Source organism: Streptomyces sp. NBC_00012 (assembly GCF_045040875.1).
In the GTDB taxonomy this organism is placed as follows: Bacteria; Actinomycetota; Actinomycetes; order Streptomycetales; family Streptomycetaceae; genus Streptomyces.
This window is the reverse complement of record NZ_CP108309.1, coordinates 4,491,250-4,511,530: the sequence shown is the minus strand read 5'-3', so window position 1 is coordinate 4,511,530 and position 20,281 is coordinate 4,491,250. Positions and strand designations below refer to the sequence as shown.

At 71.7% G+C, this 20,281-nt stretch carries 15 protein-coding genes; 7 read left to right on the top strand and 8 right to left on the bottom strand.

Annotated elements, in window-relative coordinates; all coding sequences use genetic code 11:
- Positions 1-32: 32 nt before the first annotated feature.
- Positions 33-1,049 (top strand): phosphotransferase, encoded by a 1,017-nt coding sequence (locus OHA19_RS20725; RefSeq protein WP_405753292.1) that lies wholly within the window; start codon positions 33-35, stop codon positions 1,047-1,049.
- Between the two features lie 107 nt (positions 1,050-1,156).
- Here the strand turns inward: OHA19_RS20725 and OHA19_RS20720 are convergent, their stop codons facing one another.
- Positions 1,157-2,779, bottom strand: coding sequence for a protein kinase domain-containing protein (locus tag OHA19_RS20720; protein WP_405714512.1), 1,623 nt, complete (start codon positions 2,777-2,779; stop codon positions 1,157-1,159).
- 292 nt (positions 2,780-3,071) lie between these two features.
- Here OHA19_RS20720 and OHA19_RS20715 point away from each other — a divergent pair, with 292 nt between their 5' ends.
- The 6 genes from OHA19_RS20715 (at position 3,072) to OHA19_RS20690 (ending at position 11,001) form a co-directional block, all read left to right on the top strand.
- Positions 3,072-4,712 carry a protein kinase domain-containing protein gene (locus OHA19_RS20715; protein WP_405714514.1) on the top strand — a complete coding sequence of 547 codons (1,641 nt, stop codon included), beginning with the start codon at positions 3,072-3,074 and terminating at the stop codon, positions 4,710-4,712.
- Between the two features lie 257 nt (positions 4,713-4,969).
- A complete protein-coding gene (locus tag OHA19_RS20710; protein ID WP_405751099.1) occupies positions 4,970-5,713 on the top strand; it encodes a hypothetical protein in 744 nt (247 codons plus the stop codon).
- A 117-nt stretch (positions 5,714-5,830) separates the two neighbouring features.
- The gene (locus OHA19_RS20705) at positions 5,831-6,445 is read left to right on the top strand and encodes a PadR family transcriptional regulator (protein ID WP_405714518.1); all 615 of its coding nucleotides are present in this window, start codon (positions 5,831-5,833) and stop codon (positions 6,443-6,445) included.
- A gap of 234 nt (positions 6,446-6,679) precedes the next feature.
- Entirely contained in the window at positions 6,680-7,459 is a 780-nt protein-coding gene (locus tag OHA19_RS20700; protein ID WP_405714520.1) for an ABC transporter ATP-binding protein, read from the top strand.
- A complete protein-coding gene (locus OHA19_RS20695; RefSeq protein WP_405751096.1) occupies positions 7,456-10,317 on the top strand; it encodes an FtsX-like permease family protein in 2,862 nt (953 codons plus the stop codon). Before OHA19_RS20700 ends, OHA19_RS20695 begins: the two co-directional genes overlap by 4 nt.
- A 135-nt stretch (positions 10,318-10,452) precedes the next feature.
- Positions 10,453-11,001 carry a bacterial proteasome activator family protein gene (locus OHA19_RS20690; RefSeq protein ID WP_405751093.1) on the top strand — a complete coding sequence of 183 codons (549 nt, stop codon included), beginning with the start codon at positions 10,453-10,455 and terminating at the stop codon, positions 10,999-11,001.
- A gap of 244 nt (positions 11,002-11,245) precedes the next feature.
- Here OHA19_RS20690 and OHA19_RS20685 read toward each other — a convergent pair whose 3' ends face one another.
- The 7 genes from OHA19_RS20685 to pdhA form a co-directional block, all read right to left on the bottom strand.
- Entirely contained in the window at positions 11,246-12,232 is a 987-nt protein-coding gene (locus tag OHA19_RS20685; protein WP_405714525.1) for an NAD(P)H-quinone oxidoreductase, read from the bottom strand.
- 188 nt (positions 12,233-12,420) lie between these two features.
- Positions 12,421-13,563: a potassium channel family protein gene (locus OHA19_RS20680; protein ID WP_405714527.1), complete on the bottom strand. Its 1,143-nt coding sequence runs from the start codon at positions 13,561-13,563 to the stop codon at positions 12,421-12,423.
- Positions 13,521-15,371: a molybdopterin molybdotransferase MoeA gene (locus OHA19_RS20675; RefSeq protein ID WP_405714529.1), complete on the bottom strand. Its 1,851-nt coding sequence runs from the start codon at positions 15,369-15,371 to the stop codon at positions 13,521-13,523. Before OHA19_RS20675 ends, OHA19_RS20680 begins: the two co-directional genes overlap by 43 nt.
- 239 nt (positions 15,372-15,610) lie before the next feature.
- Complete coding sequence (locus tag OHA19_RS20670; RefSeq protein ID WP_405751090.1) at positions 15,611-16,468, bottom strand: DUF6457 domain-containing protein; 858 nt, start codon at positions 16,466-16,468, stop codon at positions 15,611-15,613.
- Positions 16,469-16,577: 109 nt separating this feature from the next.
- Entirely contained in the window at positions 16,578-18,059 is a 1,482-nt protein-coding gene (locus OHA19_RS20665) for a dihydrolipoamide acetyltransferase family protein (RefSeq protein ID WP_405751088.1), read from the bottom strand.
- Positions 18,059-19,090: an alpha-ketoacid dehydrogenase subunit beta gene (locus OHA19_RS20660; protein WP_405714535.1), complete on the bottom strand. Its 1,032-nt coding sequence runs from the start codon at positions 19,088-19,090 to the stop codon at positions 18,059-18,061. Before OHA19_RS20660 ends, OHA19_RS20665 begins: the two co-directional genes overlap by 1 nt.
- On the bottom strand, positions 19,087-20,241 hold the full coding sequence (gene pdhA, locus OHA19_RS20655) for a pyruvate dehydrogenase (acetyl-transferring) E1 component subunit alpha (protein WP_405714537.1): 1,155 nt from the start codon (positions 20,239-20,241) through the stop codon (positions 19,087-19,089). Before pdhA ends, OHA19_RS20660 begins: the two co-directional genes overlap by 4 nt.
- Positions 20,242-20,281 lie beyond the last annotated feature (40 nt).

Below are 20,281 nucleotides of genomic sequence, written 5' to 3'. Positions count from 1 at the left end.
CACGGCAGCCGCCGGTGCCTCCGGTGAACGAGGTGCTGCGCCGCTACCCGGACGCCGGTGAGCCTCTGGCCTGCAGACCCGTCACCCAGGGGCTGCTCAACCACGGCTACCGCGTCTCCACCACCCGCGGCTCCTACTTCCTCAAGCACCACCTCGACGACTCCACGGGCGACCGCGCCACGATCGTCCGCCAGCACCGCGCCACCCAGCGGCTCCAGTCACTGGGCGTGCCCGTCGCCCCGCCCGTGCAGGACACCGAGGGCGAAACGGTCACGGAGATCGGCGGGCGGTGCTACGCCCTGCACCCCTGGGTGGACGGGCTGCACCGGGCGGGCGACCAGCTCACCACCGCCCAGTCGGAGCGGCTCGGGGCGCTGCTCGGGGCGGTGCACACCGGGCTCGAACAGGTCATGGGCTCGGGCACCGGGCCCGAACAGGCCATGGGCACCGGGCCCGCGCACCGGCCCTGCGGGTACCGGAGCGCGGATCCCGGCGACACCTTCGCGCTCATCGACGACCTGCTGACGGCCGCGCGCGGACGCCACCGACGGGACTGCTTCGATGAGCTGGCCGAGCACCGCCTGCTGGAGCGGCGCACCCTGCTGGAACGTCACGCCGACCGCAGGCCCCCCACGCCCGCGGCCCCGGCCACCGGCTGGGTGCACGGCGACTTCCACCCGCTGAACGTCCTGTACCGGGGCACGGACCCGGTCGCGATCCTCGACTGGGACCGGCTGGGGGTCCAGCCCAGGGCGGAGGAGGCGGTACGGGCCGCGGCGATCTTCTTCGTACTGCCGGCCGGGAAGCTGGAGCTGACGAAGGTACGGGCGTACGCGCGGGCCTACCGGCGGGCGGCCGGGGCCGGGACGGCGGAACTGGCCGCCGCGGTGCACCGGGTGTGGTGGGAGCGGCTCAACGACTTCTGGATACTGCGCTGGCGGTACTGCCTGGACGACCGAAGGGCCGACCCGCAGTTCCCTGCGGTGTCGGCCCTGGCGGTCTGGTGGACACGCGAGTACGAAACGGTGCGCGAGGCGTTCACGGGGTGATCTCGGGGTGATCTCGCCCGCGAACGGCCGGTCGGTGACGGGTAGTGACAGGTCAGTACCGGGCCGGTGACAGATCATTGCCGGGTCATTGCCGGGTCATTGCCGGGTCAGGGGGTGGTGCCCGTACCGGTTCCGGTCGCCGCTGACGTACCTGTGGTGGCGGTACCGCCGTTGTCCGCACCCGTACCGCCGTTGTCCGCGGTACCGCCGTTGTCCGCGCCCGTGCCGCCGTTGTCCGCGGTACCACCGTTGTCCGCGCCCGTACCGCCGTCGGCCGCGGTACCACCGTTGTCCGCGCCCGTACCGCCGTCGGCCGGGCCTCCGGTCGTCGGGGTGGACGGCTGGGTGGTCGGCGGTTCGGAGGGCTGGCTCGGGGTGGTCGACGGGGAGTAGGTCCGCGGCGGAGGCGTGTCCTGCTGGTTGCCGGTGGAACTCTCCGGCACCTCGGTCTCCTGGCTCCCCTCGTCGGTCGGCTCGGACGAAGTCTTCTCCGGGGACGGCGAACTGGAGACCTCGGTCGGCTTCTTCTTGTGGTTCGAGCCGGTGTCCTGCGCGGCGTTGACCGCGATGGCGACACCCGCCCCGATCGCGATCAGCGCGAGCACGACGAACAGCCACAGCTTGCCGCGGCCGCCACCGCCGTTGTGCCCGCCCTCGTAACCGCCGTCGTCGGGGTTCATCGGCGGCAGGATCGGCCCCTGCGAGGTGTCCCCGTGCGGCGGGTGGCCCATCGCCATCGTGCCCCCGACGACGCCCATGGCCGGGGTGTGCCCGCCTTCGTGCATCGCGACCGGGCCGGTGTTCCACGTACCCGTGTGGCCGCCCTGCACCTGAAGCATCTGGAGGCTGTACTGGACCAGGCCACGCATCTCCTCGGCGCTCTGGAACCGGTCGTCCGGGTCCTTCGCGAGGGAGCGCATGACCAGCCCGTCCAGCTCCGGCGGCACCGCGTCCAGGACGTCGGACGGCGGTACGGGAATGTCCTGGACGTGCTGGTACACCACGGACAGCGGCGTCTCACCCGTGAACGGGGGCCGCATGGCCAGGAGTTCGTACAGCAGGCAGCCGGTGGCGTAGAGGTCGGAGCGGTGGTCGACGGCCTTGCCGAGCGCCTGCTCCGGGGAGAGGTACTGCGGCGTACCCATGACCATGCCGGTCTGCGTCATCGTCGACTGCGCGCCGTGCAGCGCGCGGGCGATGCCGAAGTCCATCACCTTGACCGCACCGGAGTTGGTGATGATCACGTTGGCCGGCTTGATGTCGCGGTGCACGATGCCGTGCTGATGCGAGTACGCGAGCGCTTCCAGCACGCCGGAGACGATGATCAGGGCCTGCTCGGGCGGCGGCGCCTCGGCGCTCATCAACAGGTCGCGGATGGTCCGCCCCTCGACCAGCTCCATCACGATGTAGGGGACGGTGGCACTGCCCACGACGTCCTCGCCGGAGTCGTACACGGCGACGATCGCGTGGTGGTTGAGCCCGGCGACCGACTGCGCCTCGCGCGTGAACCGGGCCTTGGAGACCGGGTCCTCGGCGAGATCGGAGCGCAGTAGTTTCACCGCGACCGTGCGTCCGAGCCTGACGTCCTCGGCCGCGAACACCTCCGCCATGCCGCCCCGGCCGAGGCGGTGGGTCATCCGGTAACGTCCGTCACCGACGACCCCGCCGATGCCCCAGGCGTCGGTGCCATCCGATACTCCGCCGCCGTTTGCTTCGGAATCGGGTGCCATCAGTCCTCGCCGTCGTATCTGTCCGCGCGTCCGCGGGTTCTCACGGTGTCTAGCTGCATTGCCACGTCACGCTACAGCCTCTTCCGGACACACCGTTTCCGAGAGGGACCGGTTATCCAACCGCCCGGCGTGCCGTCCACGCAAATTTCATGCGGTTCCTGTAACGCTTCCGAGACGCTTCTTGTGCGTAGGGTCACGGAACGGGCACCCGGCTTGACGTGTCGTACCCCTCGGGCAGACTTGGCGCGTAATGGATGATCGCGTGTAGTCGCGCGCCGAGGGGGAGCAAGTCATGAGCCAGGACGGCGCACACGGCGCTCAGGGTCGCTATGCGGGCGGTTCGGTCGCCGGCGGCCGCTACCAGCTTCGCGACCTGCTCGGCGAAGGCGGGATGGCGTCCGTATACCTGGCGTACGACACCGCTCTGGACCGCCAGGTCGCAATCAAGACACTCCACACGGAGCTCGGCCGCGAGCAGTCCTTCCGCGAGCGGTTCCGGCGCGAGGCGCAGGCCGTCGCCAAACTGCAGCACACCAACATCGTCTCGGTCTTCGACACCGGTGAGGACGAGCTCGGCGGCGCGCTGATGCCGTACATCGTCATGGAGTACGTGGAGGGGCAGCCGCTCGGCTCCGTGCTCCAGGCGGACATCCGGAACCACGGCGCGATGCCGGCCGACCGGGCGCTGAAGGTGACGGCCGACGTGCTGGCCGCGCTGGACACCAGCCACGAAATGGGCCTGGTCCACCGCGACATCAAGCCCGGAAACGTGATGGTGACCAAGCGCGGCATCGTGAAGGTCATGGACTTCGGCATCGCCCGCGCCATGCAGTCGGGCGTCACGTCGATGACGCAGACCGGCATGGTCGTCGGCACCCCGCAGTACCTCTCCCCCGAGCAGGCCCTGGGCCGCGGGGTGGACGCCCGCTCCGACCTGTATTCGGTCGGCATCATGCTGTTCCAGCTGCTGACCGGGCGGATCCCGTTCGACGCTGACTCCCCGCTGGCCATCGCGTACGCGCATGTCCAGGAGGAGCCGGTCGCGCCCTCCACCATCAACCGCTCGATCACCCCGGCGATGGACGCGCTGGTCGCCCGCGCGCTGAAGAAGAACCCGAACGAGCGCTTCCCGAGCGCGGCGGCGATGCAGGACGAGATCGCCCGGGTGCTGGCCGCGAGCGGCTCCACGGGCGCGCCGGTGATCGTCGCGGGCGGCGGTGCCCCGGTGAACAGCGGCTCGGGCGTCGGCTCGGCGGTCTTCCCACCGGTCGACCAGTCCGGCGCGACACCCCAGAGCGTCCAGACCCCGTACCAGCCGGGTCCGTACCAGTCGGGCGCCCAGCCGGGCCCGTACGGTCCGCCGACCCCGGCCCCCGCCCCGTCGTACGGCTACCCGCAGGCGGCCCAGCCGTACCAGGGCCATGCCCCGGTCCAGCAGACCCCGCCGCCCTACACGATCTCGCCGCAGACGCAGACCCAGTCGCACTCCGGCTCGGGCGGGGGCGGCTCCAAGCGGAACATGCCGGTGATCGTGGGCTCGATAGTGGTCGCCCTGATCGCGATCGGGGGGCTGATCACGGCGCTCTCGCTGAAGGGCAACGACAAGGGCGGCACGACCGCGAACGAGTCGCCGGCCGCGGGCGAGCACAAGGATCCCGAGCGGAACCGGACGATGGACAAGGAGAAGTGCACGGACGCGCTGGAGGACAGCGACGACCCGAACAAGGTCGACGCCCCCAGCTTCCTGTACAAGGACATCCTCTCCGCGCGGGCGTGCGCGGACGCGGCGGGCTGGACCATCAAGATGATCAAGGTGCCGGGGAACACCTACGCGGAGGACCAGGTCATCGACCAGTTCCCGACGTCCGGCACCGCCGTACCGAAGACCGACGCCCACTTCGAGCTGCGCATCGCGACGGGCGACCCGGCCTGACCCGGACCCGGACCCGGCCGGGCTCGTAAGGTCGCGCGCGGCCTCGCGCCGTCGTGTACGGCCCCCGTTCCGTCGTGTACGGCCCCCGTTCCGACGTGCGCGGCCCGTGCGGTCGTATACCGCCTCGTGCCGGTCAGATACGGCCGTCGCGCCGGTCGGGTACGGGAATGCCGCGCATCCGAGATGCCGGACATACCGTCACATGTGACGCTGAGCCCATGGCTTCAGGACTTCTCCCCTCAAGGCCCACGAGGTGCGTGGCCTGGCTCGTGCTGACGGCGGGTGTGGCGCTGGGGGCTGCGGCGGGAGAGGCGCAGGCCGGCCAGGGCTCACCCGGTCAGCCGACGGGGCCGCTCAGCTCCCCGGCGGCGCCGACCACGCACACCTCGGCCAGAACCACCGCCCGGCCTTCCGGCGTCCCCGGCACCGGTCCGTCGACCGAGGAACCGGCCACACCTTCGCCCGTACCGACGACCGTTCCCCCGGACGGCGGACCGGCCGCCCCCGCGCCGCCGGGACCTCCACCGTCGTCCGTCCCGACGTCCGGCTCCCCCGCCGGTTCCGCGACGGCCACCCCCTCGGCCTCACCATCACCCGCCGACGACTCCGACTCCGATTCCGGCTCCGGCTCCGGCTCCGGCTCCGGCTCCGGCTCCGGCTCCGGCTCCGACGAGGAGCCACCGGCTCGTGATGCGCAGCCCCCGCTGGCCGGACGTGGGGCCGGGGAGGGGCGGCTCCGGCCCGGACGGCAGCTCTCGCCGTGGGAGCTCGCACAGCAGGACGGCTCGCTCCAGAACCCCGGCACATCCCCGGCTGCCACCGAACCGGGGCCGGCAACGACACCCGGGGTGAGTACGTCCGCCGGGGCCGACCCGCTCTCGCGGCAGGCCCTGAACGCGCCGACCACGCAGCGGCTGAAGCGGGTGTCGCTGGGTGCGGGAGTCGCGCTGATCGGGCTGGGACTGGGCTTCCTGGCGTTCCGCATGCGCCGCGCGGAATAGGCCCTTCCGGCACTGTTCCGCCAGGACGGTCCTCGCACCGTCCCGGGCCCCTCAACAGCGTCCGCACGCCCGGGGAGGGACTTGCATCGAGCGACATACTCGGTATACATACTGAGTATGTCGATCCGCCACGGGCTGCTGGCCCTTCTGGAGCGGGGGCCCAGATACGGCTCCCAGCTCCGTACCGAATTCGAGTCGCGAACCGGCTCCACCTGGCCGCTCAACGTCGGCCAGGTGTACACGACGCTCAGCCGGCTGGAGCGCGATGGCCTGGTCGTCCAGGACGATGAGGACGACCAGGGCCACACCCTCTACGCGATCACCGACGACGGACGCACCGAGCTGCGGAACTGGTTCGGGACGCCCGTCGACCGCAGCAACCCGCCCCGCGACGAGCTGGCCATCAAGCTCGCCATGGCGGTCGGCGCGCCCGGGGTCGACATCCGCGCCGTCATCCAGTCCCAGCGCCACCACACTCTGAAGGCGATGCAGGACTACACCCGCCTCAAGGCGCAGTCGCTCAGCGACGTCCCGGCCAATCGAGACGAGGTCGCCTGGCTGCTCGTACTGGAGCAGCTGATCTTCCAGGCGGAGGCCGAGGCCCGCTGGCTGGACCACTGCGAGACCCGGCTGGTCCGCCTCGCCGAGGCCGCCGCCACGGAGCCGGACCCCGAGATCCGCACGACCGGCCGCGCCGCGGCCCGCGTCGCCCTCCCGCGCAGCCGACGCTGACCGCAGACCACGGACCGCCAACTGCTGACCGCAGTCCGCCAACTGCTGACCGCGGACCGCGGTCCGTGACGCACAGACCGCCGCGCGCGCACCGCAGCGCGCACACCGCAGCCGGCGCGGAACCCGGGCCGCAGGCCACCCGCGTACGCGCCGGACACCGGCACGGTCCGCCACGGACCGCTCCGCCGTCCGGCGCCGTCGCCCCACACCCGTTCCGAGGGGGAACCACTCATCATGTCCTCGCACGTCCCACCCCGATCCGCGGCGCCGGCCGGCGCACCGATACCGGCCGGCGATCCGGTGCTCGAACTCCGGGCTCTCACCCGCACCCACGGCTCCGGCGTCGCCGAGGTGCACGCCCTGCGCGGCATCGACCTCGCCGTGCACGCCGGTGAACTCGTCGCCGTGATGGGCCCGTCCGGCTCCGGCAAGTCGACCCTGCTGACCATCGCGGGCGGCCTCGACACCGCGACCAGCGGCCAGGTCGTCATCGAGGGCCAGGACATCTCCGGACTCGGCCGCAAGGGCGTCGCCGCCCTGCGCCGCCGCAGCGTCGGCTACGTCTTCCAGGACTACAACCTGATCCCCGCGCTCACCGCCGCCGAGAACATCGCCCTGCCGCGCGAGCTCGATGGCGTCTCCGTCCGCAAGGCCCGCAAGGAGGCCCGGGCGGCGCTGGAGGAGATGAAGCTGCTGGAGCTCGCCGACCGGTTCCCGGACGAGATGTCCGGCGGCCAGCAGCAGCGGGTTGCGATCGCCCGTGCGCTGGTGGGGGACCGGCGCCTGGTGCTCGCCGACGAGCCGACCGGAGCGCTCGACTCCGAGACCGGCGAGAAGGTGCTCGCGCTGCTGCGCAACCGCTGCGACCAGGGTGCGGCCGGTGTGATGGTGACGCACGAGCCGCGGTACGCGGCCTGGGCGGACCGGGTCGTCTTCCTCCGGGACGGTTCGATCGTCGACCAGACGCTCACCTCCGACGCCGACTCGCTCCTCACCTCCGAGGCCGCCAAGTGAGCGTCTTCACCGGCTGGCGCGCCGCCCTCCGGATAGCCCGGCGCGACGCGATGCGGTCCAAGGGCCGCAGCGCCCTGGTGGTCGCGATGATCGCCGTACCGGTGGTCGGCGTCACCGCCCTCGACGTGACGTACCGCAGCGTGTCACCGACCACGGCCGAGCAGTTGACGGCCGACATGGGCTCCGCCGACGCGCTCTTCAGCGACCAGCAGCTCGGCCCGATCGAGCAGCTGCCCGACGGGGACAGGTACGAGCAGGTCGATGAGAACGCGCCGGTGGACGAGAACGCCCCGCCGATCGACATCAGCACCACGTTCCCCAAGGGTTCGCGGGCGATCAGCGTCCAGTCCGTCCCGGCGAGCATCACCACCGGGTACGGCATCGCCGAGACCGACATCCAGGAGTTCCGGACCTCGGACGAGCTGGCCCGCGGCAGGATCACGCTCGTACGCGGTGAATTCCCGCACGGCAAGGACGAGCTGGCCGCCACCGAACCGTTGCTGGAGTCGACCGGCCTGCACATCGGCTCGGTCACCACGGTGCGCAACTTCGGCAAGAAGTACACGATCACCGGTGTCGTCGAGGAACCCGACTCGCTCAACACCAAGGCGCTGTACGCCGACCCGGGAGCGGTCATCGCCCCGTGGAAGGCCAGGTCCGACCACGACAAGAAGGTGCTTCCACCGAACACCCGCTCCAAGGACTGGCTGGTCAAGGGCCCCGAAGGGGTGGGGGTGACCTGGCCGGACGTCATGGCGGCCAATGAGTCCGGCGTCCTCGTCAAGTCCCGTCAGGTCGTCCTCGACCCGCCGCCGGACTCCGAGGTCCCGCTGGCCAAGAAGGGCCGCGAGCCGTACCAGGACTACTCCGAGGGGGAGCCGAGCGCACCGCTCATCACCGTGATCGCCCTGGCGGTCCTGGAGATCGTGCTGCTCGCCGGACCGGCCTTCGCGGTCGGTGCGCGCCGCTCGCGCCGCCAGCTCGGTCTGCTCGGCACCTGCGGCGGGGACCGACGCCATGTCCGGGCCGTGGTGCTCGGCGGCGGTCTGGTGCTCGGTGGCATCGGAGCCGCGAGCGGTGTGGTGGTCGGGCTGGCAGCCACCGCGGTGTTCCGCCCGATGATCGAGACGTGGGCCGGGCACCGCTTCGGCTCTCTCACCCTGAACCCGATGGAGATGCTGCTCATCGCGGTGATCGGCCTGGTCACCGGTCTGCTCGCGGCGTTCGCCCCGGCGATCGTGGCGAGCCGGCAGTCGGTGCTGGAGTCGCTCACCGGCCGCCGCGGCGTCCGCCGCTCCTCCAGGGTGATGCCCGTCCTGGGCGCCTGCGTGCTGGCCATCGGATGCGCCGTCGCCATCTACGGCGGCACCAGTGGGAACTCGTCGCTGGTCGCCGGCGGCTCGGTGACCGCCGAGCTCGGGCTGCTCGCCTGCATCCCGGTGATCGTCGGCTTCCTCGGGCGGCTCGGCCGCAGGCTGCCGCTCTCGCCCCGGCTGGCGCTGCGCGACGCGGCCCGCAACCGTGGCCGTACCGCCCCCGCGGTCGCGGCCGTGATGGCCGCCGTCGCCGGATCGGTCGCCGTCGCCACGTACATGTCCAGCGCCGAGGCCGAGTCCGAATTCAACTACGAGCCCGTCCAGACCCAGGGAACCGTGGTCCTCTCCGCCTTCGCCGCCTCCTCCGGCCCCGACCCCCTCACCCAGCTCCCGCAGGCACGGGCCGCCGTCGAACGGAACATGGCCGTCACCGGCGGGCATGCCGACTTCCGACGGGTCTGGGCGGGCAGCGACTGCGACGTCTACGGCATCGACGAGAACAGCTGCGGCTCGCTCGAACTGGTCAGGCCCGCCGGCAAGGACCGCGTCTGCCCGCTCACCGGCAAGGACGCCAAGAAGCTCGCCGCGCGGCTCTCCGCCGACGAGCACAGGAAGCTGATGCGTTCCCCCGCCTGCCTCGCGGGCACCGCGATGTCGGGCCTCTTCAGTTCCGGTGAGAGCGGCATCGTCGTGGCGGACGAGGACATGCTCGGCACTTATGTGAAGCTCGACGACCCCGCGGCCGCCGAGGCACTGGCGGCGGGCACGCCGGTACTGCTCAACGAGGTGTACGCCAAGAACGGCGAGGCCACGCTCAAGGCGGTCCACCGCTACAGCGAGAAGGACAAGCAGAACCGGAAGCTGCACCCCGGCAAGGCACGGACCACCACGGACCGGCTGAAGGTGTACGTGGCACCCGCGGAGTACGCCGCCACCCCCGGGATCAACATGATCGTCCCGCGCCGGACCGCGGAACGGCTCGGCCTGCAAACCTCGGAGAGCGGCAGCGTGTACACCGTCGCGCACTCGCCTACGGAGGCCGAGCAGCAGCAGACCTACGGCGCGATCGAGCAGGCCGGCGGTGGCGTCCTGATGCTGTCCGATTCCGGCCCCGACGGAGACGTGGATGCCATGCTGCTGATCCTGACGCTGTTCGCCGGGATGGTGACGCTGGGCGCCGCCGCGATCACCACGGGCCTCGCCAAGGCGGACGCGGAGGCCGATCTCAACACTCTGAGCGCGGTGGGTGCGCCTCCGGGCGTGCGGCGGAAGCTGTCCGGCTTCCAGTGCGTGGTGGTGGCGCTCACGGGCGTGGTCCTCGGCACGCTGGCCGGTCTGGTTCCCGCGGTGGCGCTGCGGCTGGTCGATCTGCGCCTGGCGCTGCAAGCGATGCGGCAGACGCCCACGCAGTCCGCGTACACGCCGATCGTGCTCCCCTGGGCCACCCTCGCCCTGCTCGTGGTGGGCATCCCGGTGCTGGCCGGTCTGCTCGCGGCGGCACTCACCCGCTCACGCCTCGCACTGGCGCGAAGGGCCGGGTGACGGCGCGGAAGGCCGGATGACGGCGCGGAAGGCCGGTGGGGCCGACCGGCTGACTCGGTGCCCCCGTGGACGGTGGATCAACCGTTTACGGGGGCACCACAGTGTCGTACGGCAGGTGTGCGAGACAATGGCGCCATGGAGATGCCGAGGAATGAACGGTCGCAGGAGCACCCCCCAGTCCTCGTGGTGGGGCAGGACGGCATGGCGATCGGCGGCGGTGGCACTGACGACGAGTCGCGTGAGGTCCCGGTGACGGAGATGGTCGAGCAGCCCGCGAAGGTCATGCGCATCGGAAGCATGATCAAGCAACTCCTGGAGGAGGTCAGGGCGGCTCCTCTAGACGAGGCGAGCCGGGTCAGGCTGAAGGAGATCCACGCCAGCTCCGTGAAGGAGCTGGAGGACGGCCTCGCGCCGGAGCTGGTGGAGGAGCTGGAGCGGCTCTCCCTGCCGTTCACCGAGGAGTCGGTGCCCTCCGAGGCGGAACTCCGGATCGCCCAGGCACAGTTGGTGGGCTGGCTGGAGGGCCTGTTCCACGGCATCCAGACGGCTCTGTTCGCCCAGCAGATGGCGGCTCGGGCCCAGTTGGAGCAGATGCGCCGCGCCCTTCCGCCGGGCAGCGCGCACGAGGACGAGGACGGCAGCGGGGACCCGCACGGGGCCGTCCGGTCGGGCCCGTACCTCTAGGCGCTCGGCGGCCGGGCCGGTGCCTCTAGGCGCTCGGGCGCTGCGCTTCCGGTTTCCCGGCTCGTAGCCGTACCCGTACACCCGTACCCCCCTGACGGAGAGCAACACCGAGGCCCGGCGCACATGGTCGACGACCTGTGTGCCGGGCCCTTCTCCGCTCTCAGTGGTACGAGCCCGCCGGTACGGGTAGGGCTGCGAGCCCGCCGACAGCGCGACGCGGTCGGGGCGGTCTGCGCGGTCTGCATCAGCCCTTCGGGGCCTGGAGCAGCACCTTCCCGATGTGCGCGCTGGACTCCAGCACCCGGTGGGCCTCGGCGGCGTCCGGCATCGGCACGATACGGTCCACGACCGGCCGCACGATCCCGTCCACGATCAGCGGCCAGACGTGCTCGCGCACGGCGGCGACGATGGCGGCCTTCTCGGCGAGCGGGCGGCCGCGCAGCGAGGTCGCGGTGATGGCGGCCCGCTTGTTCAGCAGGGCGCTCAGATTCAGCTCGCCCTTGATGCCACCTTGAAGGCCGATGATGGCCAGCCTGCCGTTGACGGCGAGCGCCTTCACGTTCCGGTCCAGGTACTTCGCACCGACGATGTCGAGGATGACGTCCGCGCCGGCCCCGTCGGTCGCCTTGCGCACCTCCTCCACGAAGTCCTGCTCCCGGTAGTCGATCAGGATGTCGGCCCCGAGTTCCGCGCAGCGCGCCAGCTTCTCCGGTCCTCCGGCGGTGACCGCGACCCGCGCGCCCACGGCCTTGGCGAGCTGGATCGCCATCGTGCCGATGCCGCTGGACCCGCCGTGCACCAACAGCGTCTCGCCGGGGCGCAGATGGGCCACCATGAAGACGTTGGACCAGACCGTGGCCGTCACCTCGGGCAGCGCCGCGGCCAGGGCCGGTTCGACTCCGTCCGGCACGGGCAGCAGCTGTCCGGCAGGCACCGCGACCTTCTCCGCGTATCCACCGCCCGCGAGCAGCGCACACACCTCGTCGCCGACCGACCAGCCCGTCACGCCGGGCCCGATCGCCGAGATACGGCCCGAGCATTCGAGGCCGGGGTACGGGGACGCGCCGGGCGGCGGGTTGTAGAACCCCTGCCGCTGCAACACATCGGCGCGATTGACCGCGCTGGACACGACATCGACGAGGACCTCTCCCTCGCCGACTACCGGATCGGGCACCTCGGCCCAGACAAGTGCCTCGGGGCCGCCCGGTTCAGGGATCGTGATCGCATACATGGCGGCGAGGCTACTCCGTAGCAGGTGGAGGACCACGAAGGACGCCGCACTGGGCGGCACCGGTCACACGTGGACGCGGAGCGAAGCCGACTCCATCCGGACGGGGCGAAGCCGACCGCATGCGGGGCGAGGCTGTTCGTGTGCGGGGTGGGGCGAGGCGGTTCGTGTGCGGGGCAGGCCGGACCGGATCAGTCGCGCGGGCGCGGCAGACCGTTGGGCGGCCCGTCCGACGGCGACTCGTTCGAGGCACGCACGATGGTGATCAGGCGATCCGTCAACTGCAAAGGGCTGGCCGCCGGATCGTCGTAACCCAGCAGCCGATGCCCCCGCAACACGCTGACCACGAGGTCATCGGTCTCCCGGACGCTCTTGCCCACCTCGGCCTTTATCACCGGTCGTTCGACGAGATCGAGTCCACTGCCCTGCTGGATCAGGTCCTCCATCACCGTGCCCGCGCTGGGGCTGAGGACGGAGAGGCCCAACAGCCGCCCCGCCGCGCTGGCACTGGTGATCACCGCGTCGGCACCGGACTGCCGGAGCAACGGGGCGTTCTCCTCCTCGCGCACCGCCGCGACGATCTTCGCGCCTCGGTTGAGCTGCCGGGCTGTCAGCGCCACCAGCACCGCCGTGTCGTCGCGCTGGGTGGCGATGATGATCTGACGCGCCTTCTGGAGCTCGGCCCGCAACAGCACCTCGCTGCGCGTCGCATCGCCGACCACACCGACGAACCCTTCAGCGTTGGCGATCTCGATCACCTTGGTCGCCGGGTCGACGATGACGATCTGTTCCTTCTTCAGGCCGGTGGCACACAGGGTCTGGATGGCCGAACGGCCCTTCGTCCCGAAGCCGACGACAACGGTGTGATCACGCAAGTTGGTTCTCCAACGCTTCAGCCGAAAGTCCTCCCGGGTCCGTTCGGTGAGGACCTCGAGAGTGGTGCCGACCAGGATGATCAGGAAGAGCACGCGCAGTGGCGTCACGAGCACCACATTGGTGAGCCGGGCGGCGTCCCCGTACGGGGTGATGTCGCCGTAGCCGGTGGTGGAGAGGGTGACCGTCGCGTAGTACACCGCATCCAGCAGATCGACCTTGTCGTCGGCTGCGTCGTGATATCCGCCGCGGTCCAGCCAGACGATCAGCACCGTTGCGGCAAGCACCAGCAGCGCCATCATCAGCCGCTTGGCGACCTGCCGTGCCGGTCCGTCGACCACCCTGCGCGGCAGCAGCACCCGTGTGGGTACGACATGCTCGTCAGCGCGCCTGGCCATCGCGTCGTGGCCGGGAAGTTTCACGTGAAACACCCTTCCGTCCACGGCATCGCCGAGGCCCACGGTAGATCGAGGATCTCCACCTCGGTGCCGGACCGTACCCCGCCCGGCGGCACCACGGCCAGCCCGTCGGCGGCAGCGATCCCGCGAAGCATCGCCGGACCGCTGTAGTGCAGCGGTACGACGTACTCGGCGCCGTTCCCGGTTCCCGCCCCGCCTCTGTCGTACCCGTTGCCCGGCCGACCATCGACGGTGCTGCCCACTCGGTGCACGACAGGCACCAGGCGGGTGTCATGCGGGTGCCCCTGCACCTCGTCGCGCACGACGGCTCGGTACGGCGCCTCCGGCTCCCGGCCCGCCAGTCCACGGAGGAGGGGCTCGGCGAGGGTGAGAAGCCCGGAGACTGCGGCCAGTGGATTGCCCGGCAGCCCGACGAGATACGGACCCTCGTTTCTCTCGACCTCCTCGCCCTCCCTGAGCTCCTCGCCCCCCTCAAGCTCCTCGCCCTTTCCGAACTCCTCGCCCTTCCTGAGCTCCATGCCCTTCCTGAGCCGGGCCAGCAGCATCGGGTGGCCGGGGCGGACGGCGACTCCGTCGACCAGCAGCTCGGCCCCGATCTCGGCCAGGACCGGATGGACGTGGTCGACGGGGCCCGCGGCCGTACCACCAGTGGTGATGACCAGATCGGCGTCGGACGTAATAAGGACGCGCCGCAGGGCGGCCGCGTCATCGCCGAGACGCTGCGGGGGCGAGACCTCGGCACCCAGCGCACGCAGCCATGGGCCGATCATCGGGCCGAGCGCGTCACGGATCAGCCCGTCGTGCGGCAGACCGTCCGTCAGCAGTTCGTCGCCGAGAACGAGGACATCGACACGAGGCCGAGGCACCACGACGAGCGTGTCGTACCCGGCCGCGGCGGCCAGACCGAGAGCGGCGGGCGTCACCAGCGCTCCGGCGGGCATGAGCTGATCGCCGGCACGGCACTCCTGGCCACGGGGCCTGATGTCCTGTCCGGGGAGTACCTGATGCTTCGCGTGAAGCAGCCCCGTGGCCTCGTCCACGCGAGCGTGTTCGCTGCGGATCACCGCATTGGCATCCGCCGGGATGCGGGCACCGGTGGCGATCCGTACGGCGTCCCCATCGGGAAGCGTGGCGGGGACGCTCCGCCCTGCGAGGATGCCCAGGTCCCGGTTCGAGCCGGCATCGGCCTCAACTCTGGTCGCTTCCTCGACCCCGGCCCTGGCCCCGGCGGCTGCGCGGATGCTCCATGGACCCGGTCCTGAGACGACCCAGCCGTCCATGGCAGAGGTGTCGAAGGGCGGCAGATCGGTGAGCGCGACGAGCGGCTCGGCGAGTACGTGTCCGAGCGCCTGGCCGAGGGGAAGCCGAACAGCGCGGACCGCACCGGCCCGCCCGGCCCGCCCGGACGGGCCTGACTGCCCGGACCGGCCTGACAGCCCGGCCCTCCCGGACCGAGCGGCCAGCGCACGCGCCTCCCGCCAAGAGGTCGTAGGTCCGTGTCCGTGCCCATGCCCGTGCCTGCGGTCGTGCTGGTGCCGGCCCCGCCCGGTGGCCGCGTCGCCGGTGCCCGGGCGCGGGGCCGGGTCCGGTGAACGGGGCGCTGCCGCGGCGTCGCCGGCGAGGTGGGACGGCTCCGCGGAGTACGGCGGCTCCGTGCAGTGGGGCGGCTCCGCCGAGCAGCGTGACTGCTCCGGGGAACCGGATGCCGTTTCGGTGGACCGCGGCCGGTCCACGGCGCCGGGCCGATCCGCGGCATGATGCCGACCCGTCGGACGGAACTCACCGGACGACCGGCTGCCGACCAGCGCGAGGGCCTGCTCGACGGCCCGTTCTTCCTCGGCCCCCCGCACCTCCTCGGGAGTCGGGCACCGCTCCCCGCTCCCAGGGCGATCTGGTACCGAATGCCCGCCGCCCACCACAGACCCGGCACCCACCGACAACCCGGCACCTATCGCAGGCCCACCGCCCACGGCAGGCCCGCCGCCCGCCGCAGGTCGACCGCCCGCCGCAGGCCCGCTGCCCGCCAGCGGAATGTCCGCAGCCGAAATGTCCGCAGCCGGAGGCCGGTCGGACCCGCCGCTTCCGGTGGTCATTGCGTCTCGTTCTCGTCCGCCCAGCGAAGGGCGAGCGCGGCAGCCTTCCGGGCTGCCTCGGCCACCGCCGTGGCGCCGTCGCCGCCGTCACCTCCGCCGCTCGCCATGGCCGCCGCGTACCCGACCAGGAAGGTGGTCAGCGGCGCGGCGGGCCGGGCGACGCCGTGGGCGGCGTCACGGGCAAGATCGAGCAGGACATCGGTGTCGACGTCCAGTTCGATGCCGAGTTCGTTCTTGACTGCGGTGATCCATTCGTCCAGCACGGTCCCATGCTCTCTGATGCGGGCCCGCGCGGATGCGATGTCCTCCCAGGTGTCGCAGTCGAAGGAGGCGAGGGGACCGGACTCCACCCGGACAAGGTCGAGCTCATGCGTCAGCAGTCGCAGGGGGAGCCCGGACAGACCGCCGTGCTCGGTGGCGATCAAGGCGAGTTCACGGCGCAGCGGTTCAGCACCGTAGACGGCAACGAGAGGCTGGTCGCGCCCCTCCCGATCAATGCACAGGGCCCCGTCCCGCTGTCCTCCGCCGGCATCGGCCAGCAGCGCTCCGACGGTCCCCGGCCCGAGGAACGGCAGATCTGCGGAGAGCACGAGGACACGTTCCGCCGTGGTACGCCGCACCCCCGCGTCGAGCGCGGCCAACGGACCTCCGCCCGAGGGCACTTCGCGCGTCCAGACCACCGGCCGCACGGTGGGCCGGCGCCCGCCCACCACCACCGTCGTCGACGCGTCGGCGCAGGCCGCGAGCACCCGGTCGAGCAGCGAACGGCCGCCGACCCGGATCCCGGGCTTGTCGGCGCCGCCGAGCCGCTTGGCGGCCCCTCCGGCAAGAACGATGGCGTCATACGCGGTCATGCATCCGAGTATGCGGGCCGCAGGCTTCCGTCGATCCGCCCGGTCGGCGATCGAGCCGATCAGCCGGCCCGAGCGGGGGGAGGAAACGGAAACCTGCGGCTGCTCTCGCCTACAACGTGCGCAGCAGCACCGCCGGTTGTTCCACGCAGTCGGCTATGTAGCGCAGGAAGCCGCCCGCCGTGCCGCCGTCGCAGACCCGGTGGTCGAAGGTAAGCGACAGCTGGACCACCTGGCGTACGGCCAGCTCCCCCTGGTGCACCCAGGGCTTGGGAACGATCCGGCCGACGCCCAGCATCGCCGCTTCGGGGTGGTTGATGATCGGGGTCGATCCGTCGACTCCGAACACCCCATAGTTGTTCAGCGTGAACGTGCCGCCGGTCAGCTCGGCCGGGGTCAGCCGCCCAGCCCGTGCCGCCTCGGTCAGCCGGGCGATCTCGGCTCCGATCGACTCGGCGTTCCTGGCCTGCGCATCCCGCACCACGGGGACGACCAGGCCCCGCTCGGTCTGAGCCGCGAACCCGAGGTGGACCTCCGGCAGTCGCACGATCTCCCGCGCTTCCAGGTCCACCATGGAATTGAGCTCAGGGAAGCGGGCCAGCGCCGCGGTGCAGATACGCGCCAGCAGTGCCAGCACCGACACCTTGGGCCCGGCAGCCGGACCTGCGGCGCCGTTCATCGCGGCACGGGCCGCCATCAGCTCGGTGGCGTCGGCATCGACCCAGCACGTGGCGTCGGGGATCTCCCGCCGACTGCGCGACAACTTGTCGGCGACCGCGCCCCGTACACCGCGCAGCGGAATCCGCTGTGCGGCCGGGCTCGCCACCGAACGGCCCGCGGAAGCCGCCAACGGTGCGGAAACCGCCCCCGACTCCGGAAAGGCCCCTGTCTCCGGCACCGCGACCGGCACCGCGACCCCGGCCGACAGGGGAGCAGCCGTTCCCTCTGCCAGCGCCCTGATCGCGGATTCGACATCGGCCCGCAGGATCAGCCCGGCCGGTCCGGAGCCCGCCAGTTGCCGCAGATCGAGATCATGCTGCCGCGCCAGCTTCCGTACCAGCGGAGAAACCACCGCCACCGGTCCCGGCGCCGCATCCGCCACCGGAGCCACCGGAGCCACCGGAGCCACCGGAGCCACCGGCAACCGTGCCGGAACAGCCGCGGCCACGGCTGCGGGACGGACCCGTCGACGACGCGCCACCGGAGCGCCGGTCCCGTACCCGACCAGCACATTGCCGGACGACTCCGCCTCACGGGAACCAGCCCCGGCCCCGGCCCCGCCCGAACCGGAAGCAGACTCTGCCCCCTCGTCCGCCCCGGCATCCGCCCCCACCGGCTGCGTCGTCTCCACCGAGACCGCCACCGTCAACAGCGGTGCCCCGACCGGCAGTTCCGAGCCCTCCTCACCGAACCGCGCGGTCACCACGCCCCCGTACGGGCACGGCACCTCCACCATCGCCTTGGCCGTCTCGACCTCGACGACCGGCTGGTCGATGGCGACGACATCGCCGACCTCCACCAGCCAGCGCACGATCTCAGCCTCGGTGAGCCCCTCGCCGAGGTCCGGCAGCTTGAATTCGAGTACCTGGGGCATCAGCTCTCCGCCTCCCACTGCAAGCGGGCGACCGCGTCCAGCACCCGGTCCACGCCCGGGAGATGGTGCTTCTCCTGCATCGGCGGCGGATACGGGATGTCGAACCCGGCGACCCGCAACACCGGCGCCTCCAGGTGGTGGAAGCAGCGCTCGGTCACCCGGGCCGCGATCTCACCGCCCGGACCGCCGAACCCGGAGGATTCATGGACGACGACCGCACGCCCCGTACGCCGGACCGAGGCGGCGACGGTCTCGTCGTCGAACGGCACCAGCGAGCGCAGGTCCACGACCTCCAGGTCCCAGCCCTCCTCGACGGCCGCTTCCGCCGCCTCCATGCAGACGGGCAGCGACGGCCCGTACGTGATCAGCGTCGCGCTGCGGCCGGGCCGGCGGATCACGGCCCGGCCGATCGGTTCCACGGCCACCGGTGCCTCCGGCGACCAGTCCGCCTTCGACCAGTAGAGCCGCTTCGGCTCCAGGAACACCACCGGGTCGTCGGAGGCGATCGAGGCCCTCAGCAGCCCGTACGCGTCCTCGACCGTGGCGGGCGTGACGACCTGGAGGCCGGGCGTCGCCATGTAGTACGCCTCCGAGGAGTCGCTGTGGTGCTCGACCCCGCCGATCCCGCCGCCGTACGGCACCCGGACCGTGATCGGCAGCGGCATGGCGCCTGCCGTCCGGTTACGCATCTTCGCGACATGGCTGATGAGCTGCTCGAACGCCGGATAGGCGAAGGCGTCGAACTGCATCTCCACCACGGGCCGCAGCCCGTACATCGCCATGCCCACGGCCGCCCCGAGGATGCCCGCCTCGGCCAGCGGGGTGTCCGTGCAACGGTCGTCGCCGAACTCCTTCGCCAGACCGTCGGTGATCCGGAAGACCCCGCCGAGCGTGCCGACGTCCTCGCCGAGTACGTGCACGGTCGGGTCCTGCGCCATCGAGTCGCGCAGTGCCCGCCCGAGTGCCTGCGCCATGGTGGCGGGCTTGACCTTCGCCGTCCGCTCTCCGGCCGTCGCCGCTGCGGTGGTCATCGGCCTTCCTCCACGTCGTCCTGGCCGTGCTCGGCGTCCAGCTCGACGCGCAGCCGGGCCGCCTGCTCGCGCAGCTGTGCGGTCTGTTCCGCGTAGACATGGGCGAACAGATCCATCGGGTCCAGCACCGGATCGGCGTTCATCCGCTCGCGCAGAGCAGCCGCCATCCGCTCCGCCGCCGCACGCGCCTGCTCGATCCCCTCGTCGCCGAGCAGCCCCCGCCCGGTCAGCTCCCGTTCGAGAAGCTGGATCGGGTCGTGCGCACGCCAGGCCTCGACCTCGCTGTCGACGCGGTAACGGGTGGCGTCGTCGGCATTCGTATGGGCGTCCATGCGGTACGTCACCGCCTCGACGAGCGTCGGACCGCCGCCGCTCCGGGCCCGCGCCACCGCCTCACCGAGGACCTGGTGCACCGCGGCCGCGTCGTTCCCGTCCACCAGCCTGCCCGGCATCCCGTACCCCACGGCCTTGTGCGCCAGCGACGGGGCGGCGGTCTGCTTCGCCAGCGGTACGGAGATCGCAAAGCCGTTGTTCTGCACGAGGAAGACGACCGGGGCACGCCAGACGGCGGCGAAGTTCAGCGCCTCGTGGAAATCGCCCTCACTGGTCCCGCCGTCGCCGACCATGGCGAGCGCCACCACGTCGTCGCCCTTGAGGCGCGCCGCGTGCGCCAGCCCGACGGCGTGCGGCAGCTGGGTGGCGAGGGGGGTGCAGAGCGGTGCGATGCGGTGCTCACGCGGGTCGTATCCGGTGTGCCGGTCGCCGCGCAGCAGCGTCAGGGCCTCGACCGGGTCCAGGCCGCGCGCCACTGCCGCAAGGGTGTCCCGGTAGCTGGGAAAGAGCCAGTCCCGCTCCTCCAGCACCAGCGCGGCCGCTATCTCGCAGGCCTCCTGCCCCGTGCTCGACGGGTAGACGGCGAGCCGGCCCTGCTTGGTCAGGGCGGTGGCCTGCGCGTTGTACCTCCGGCCGCGGACCAGCTCCGCGTAGAGCCGCAGCAGCAGCTCGGGGTCGGCATCGGCCACGGCATCCGTACCGAGCACGCGATACGGCTCGGGGTCCGGGAGCAGCGGCGCGGGGTCGGTGAGCGGCTTCCAGGCCGGGGGCGGCGTGGGCCGGTAAGCGGCCGCGCCGGGCAGCTCTTGGACCGTCATGACAAGCACCTCCTGGCATCGAGGGTTTTCGAGCGGCGTC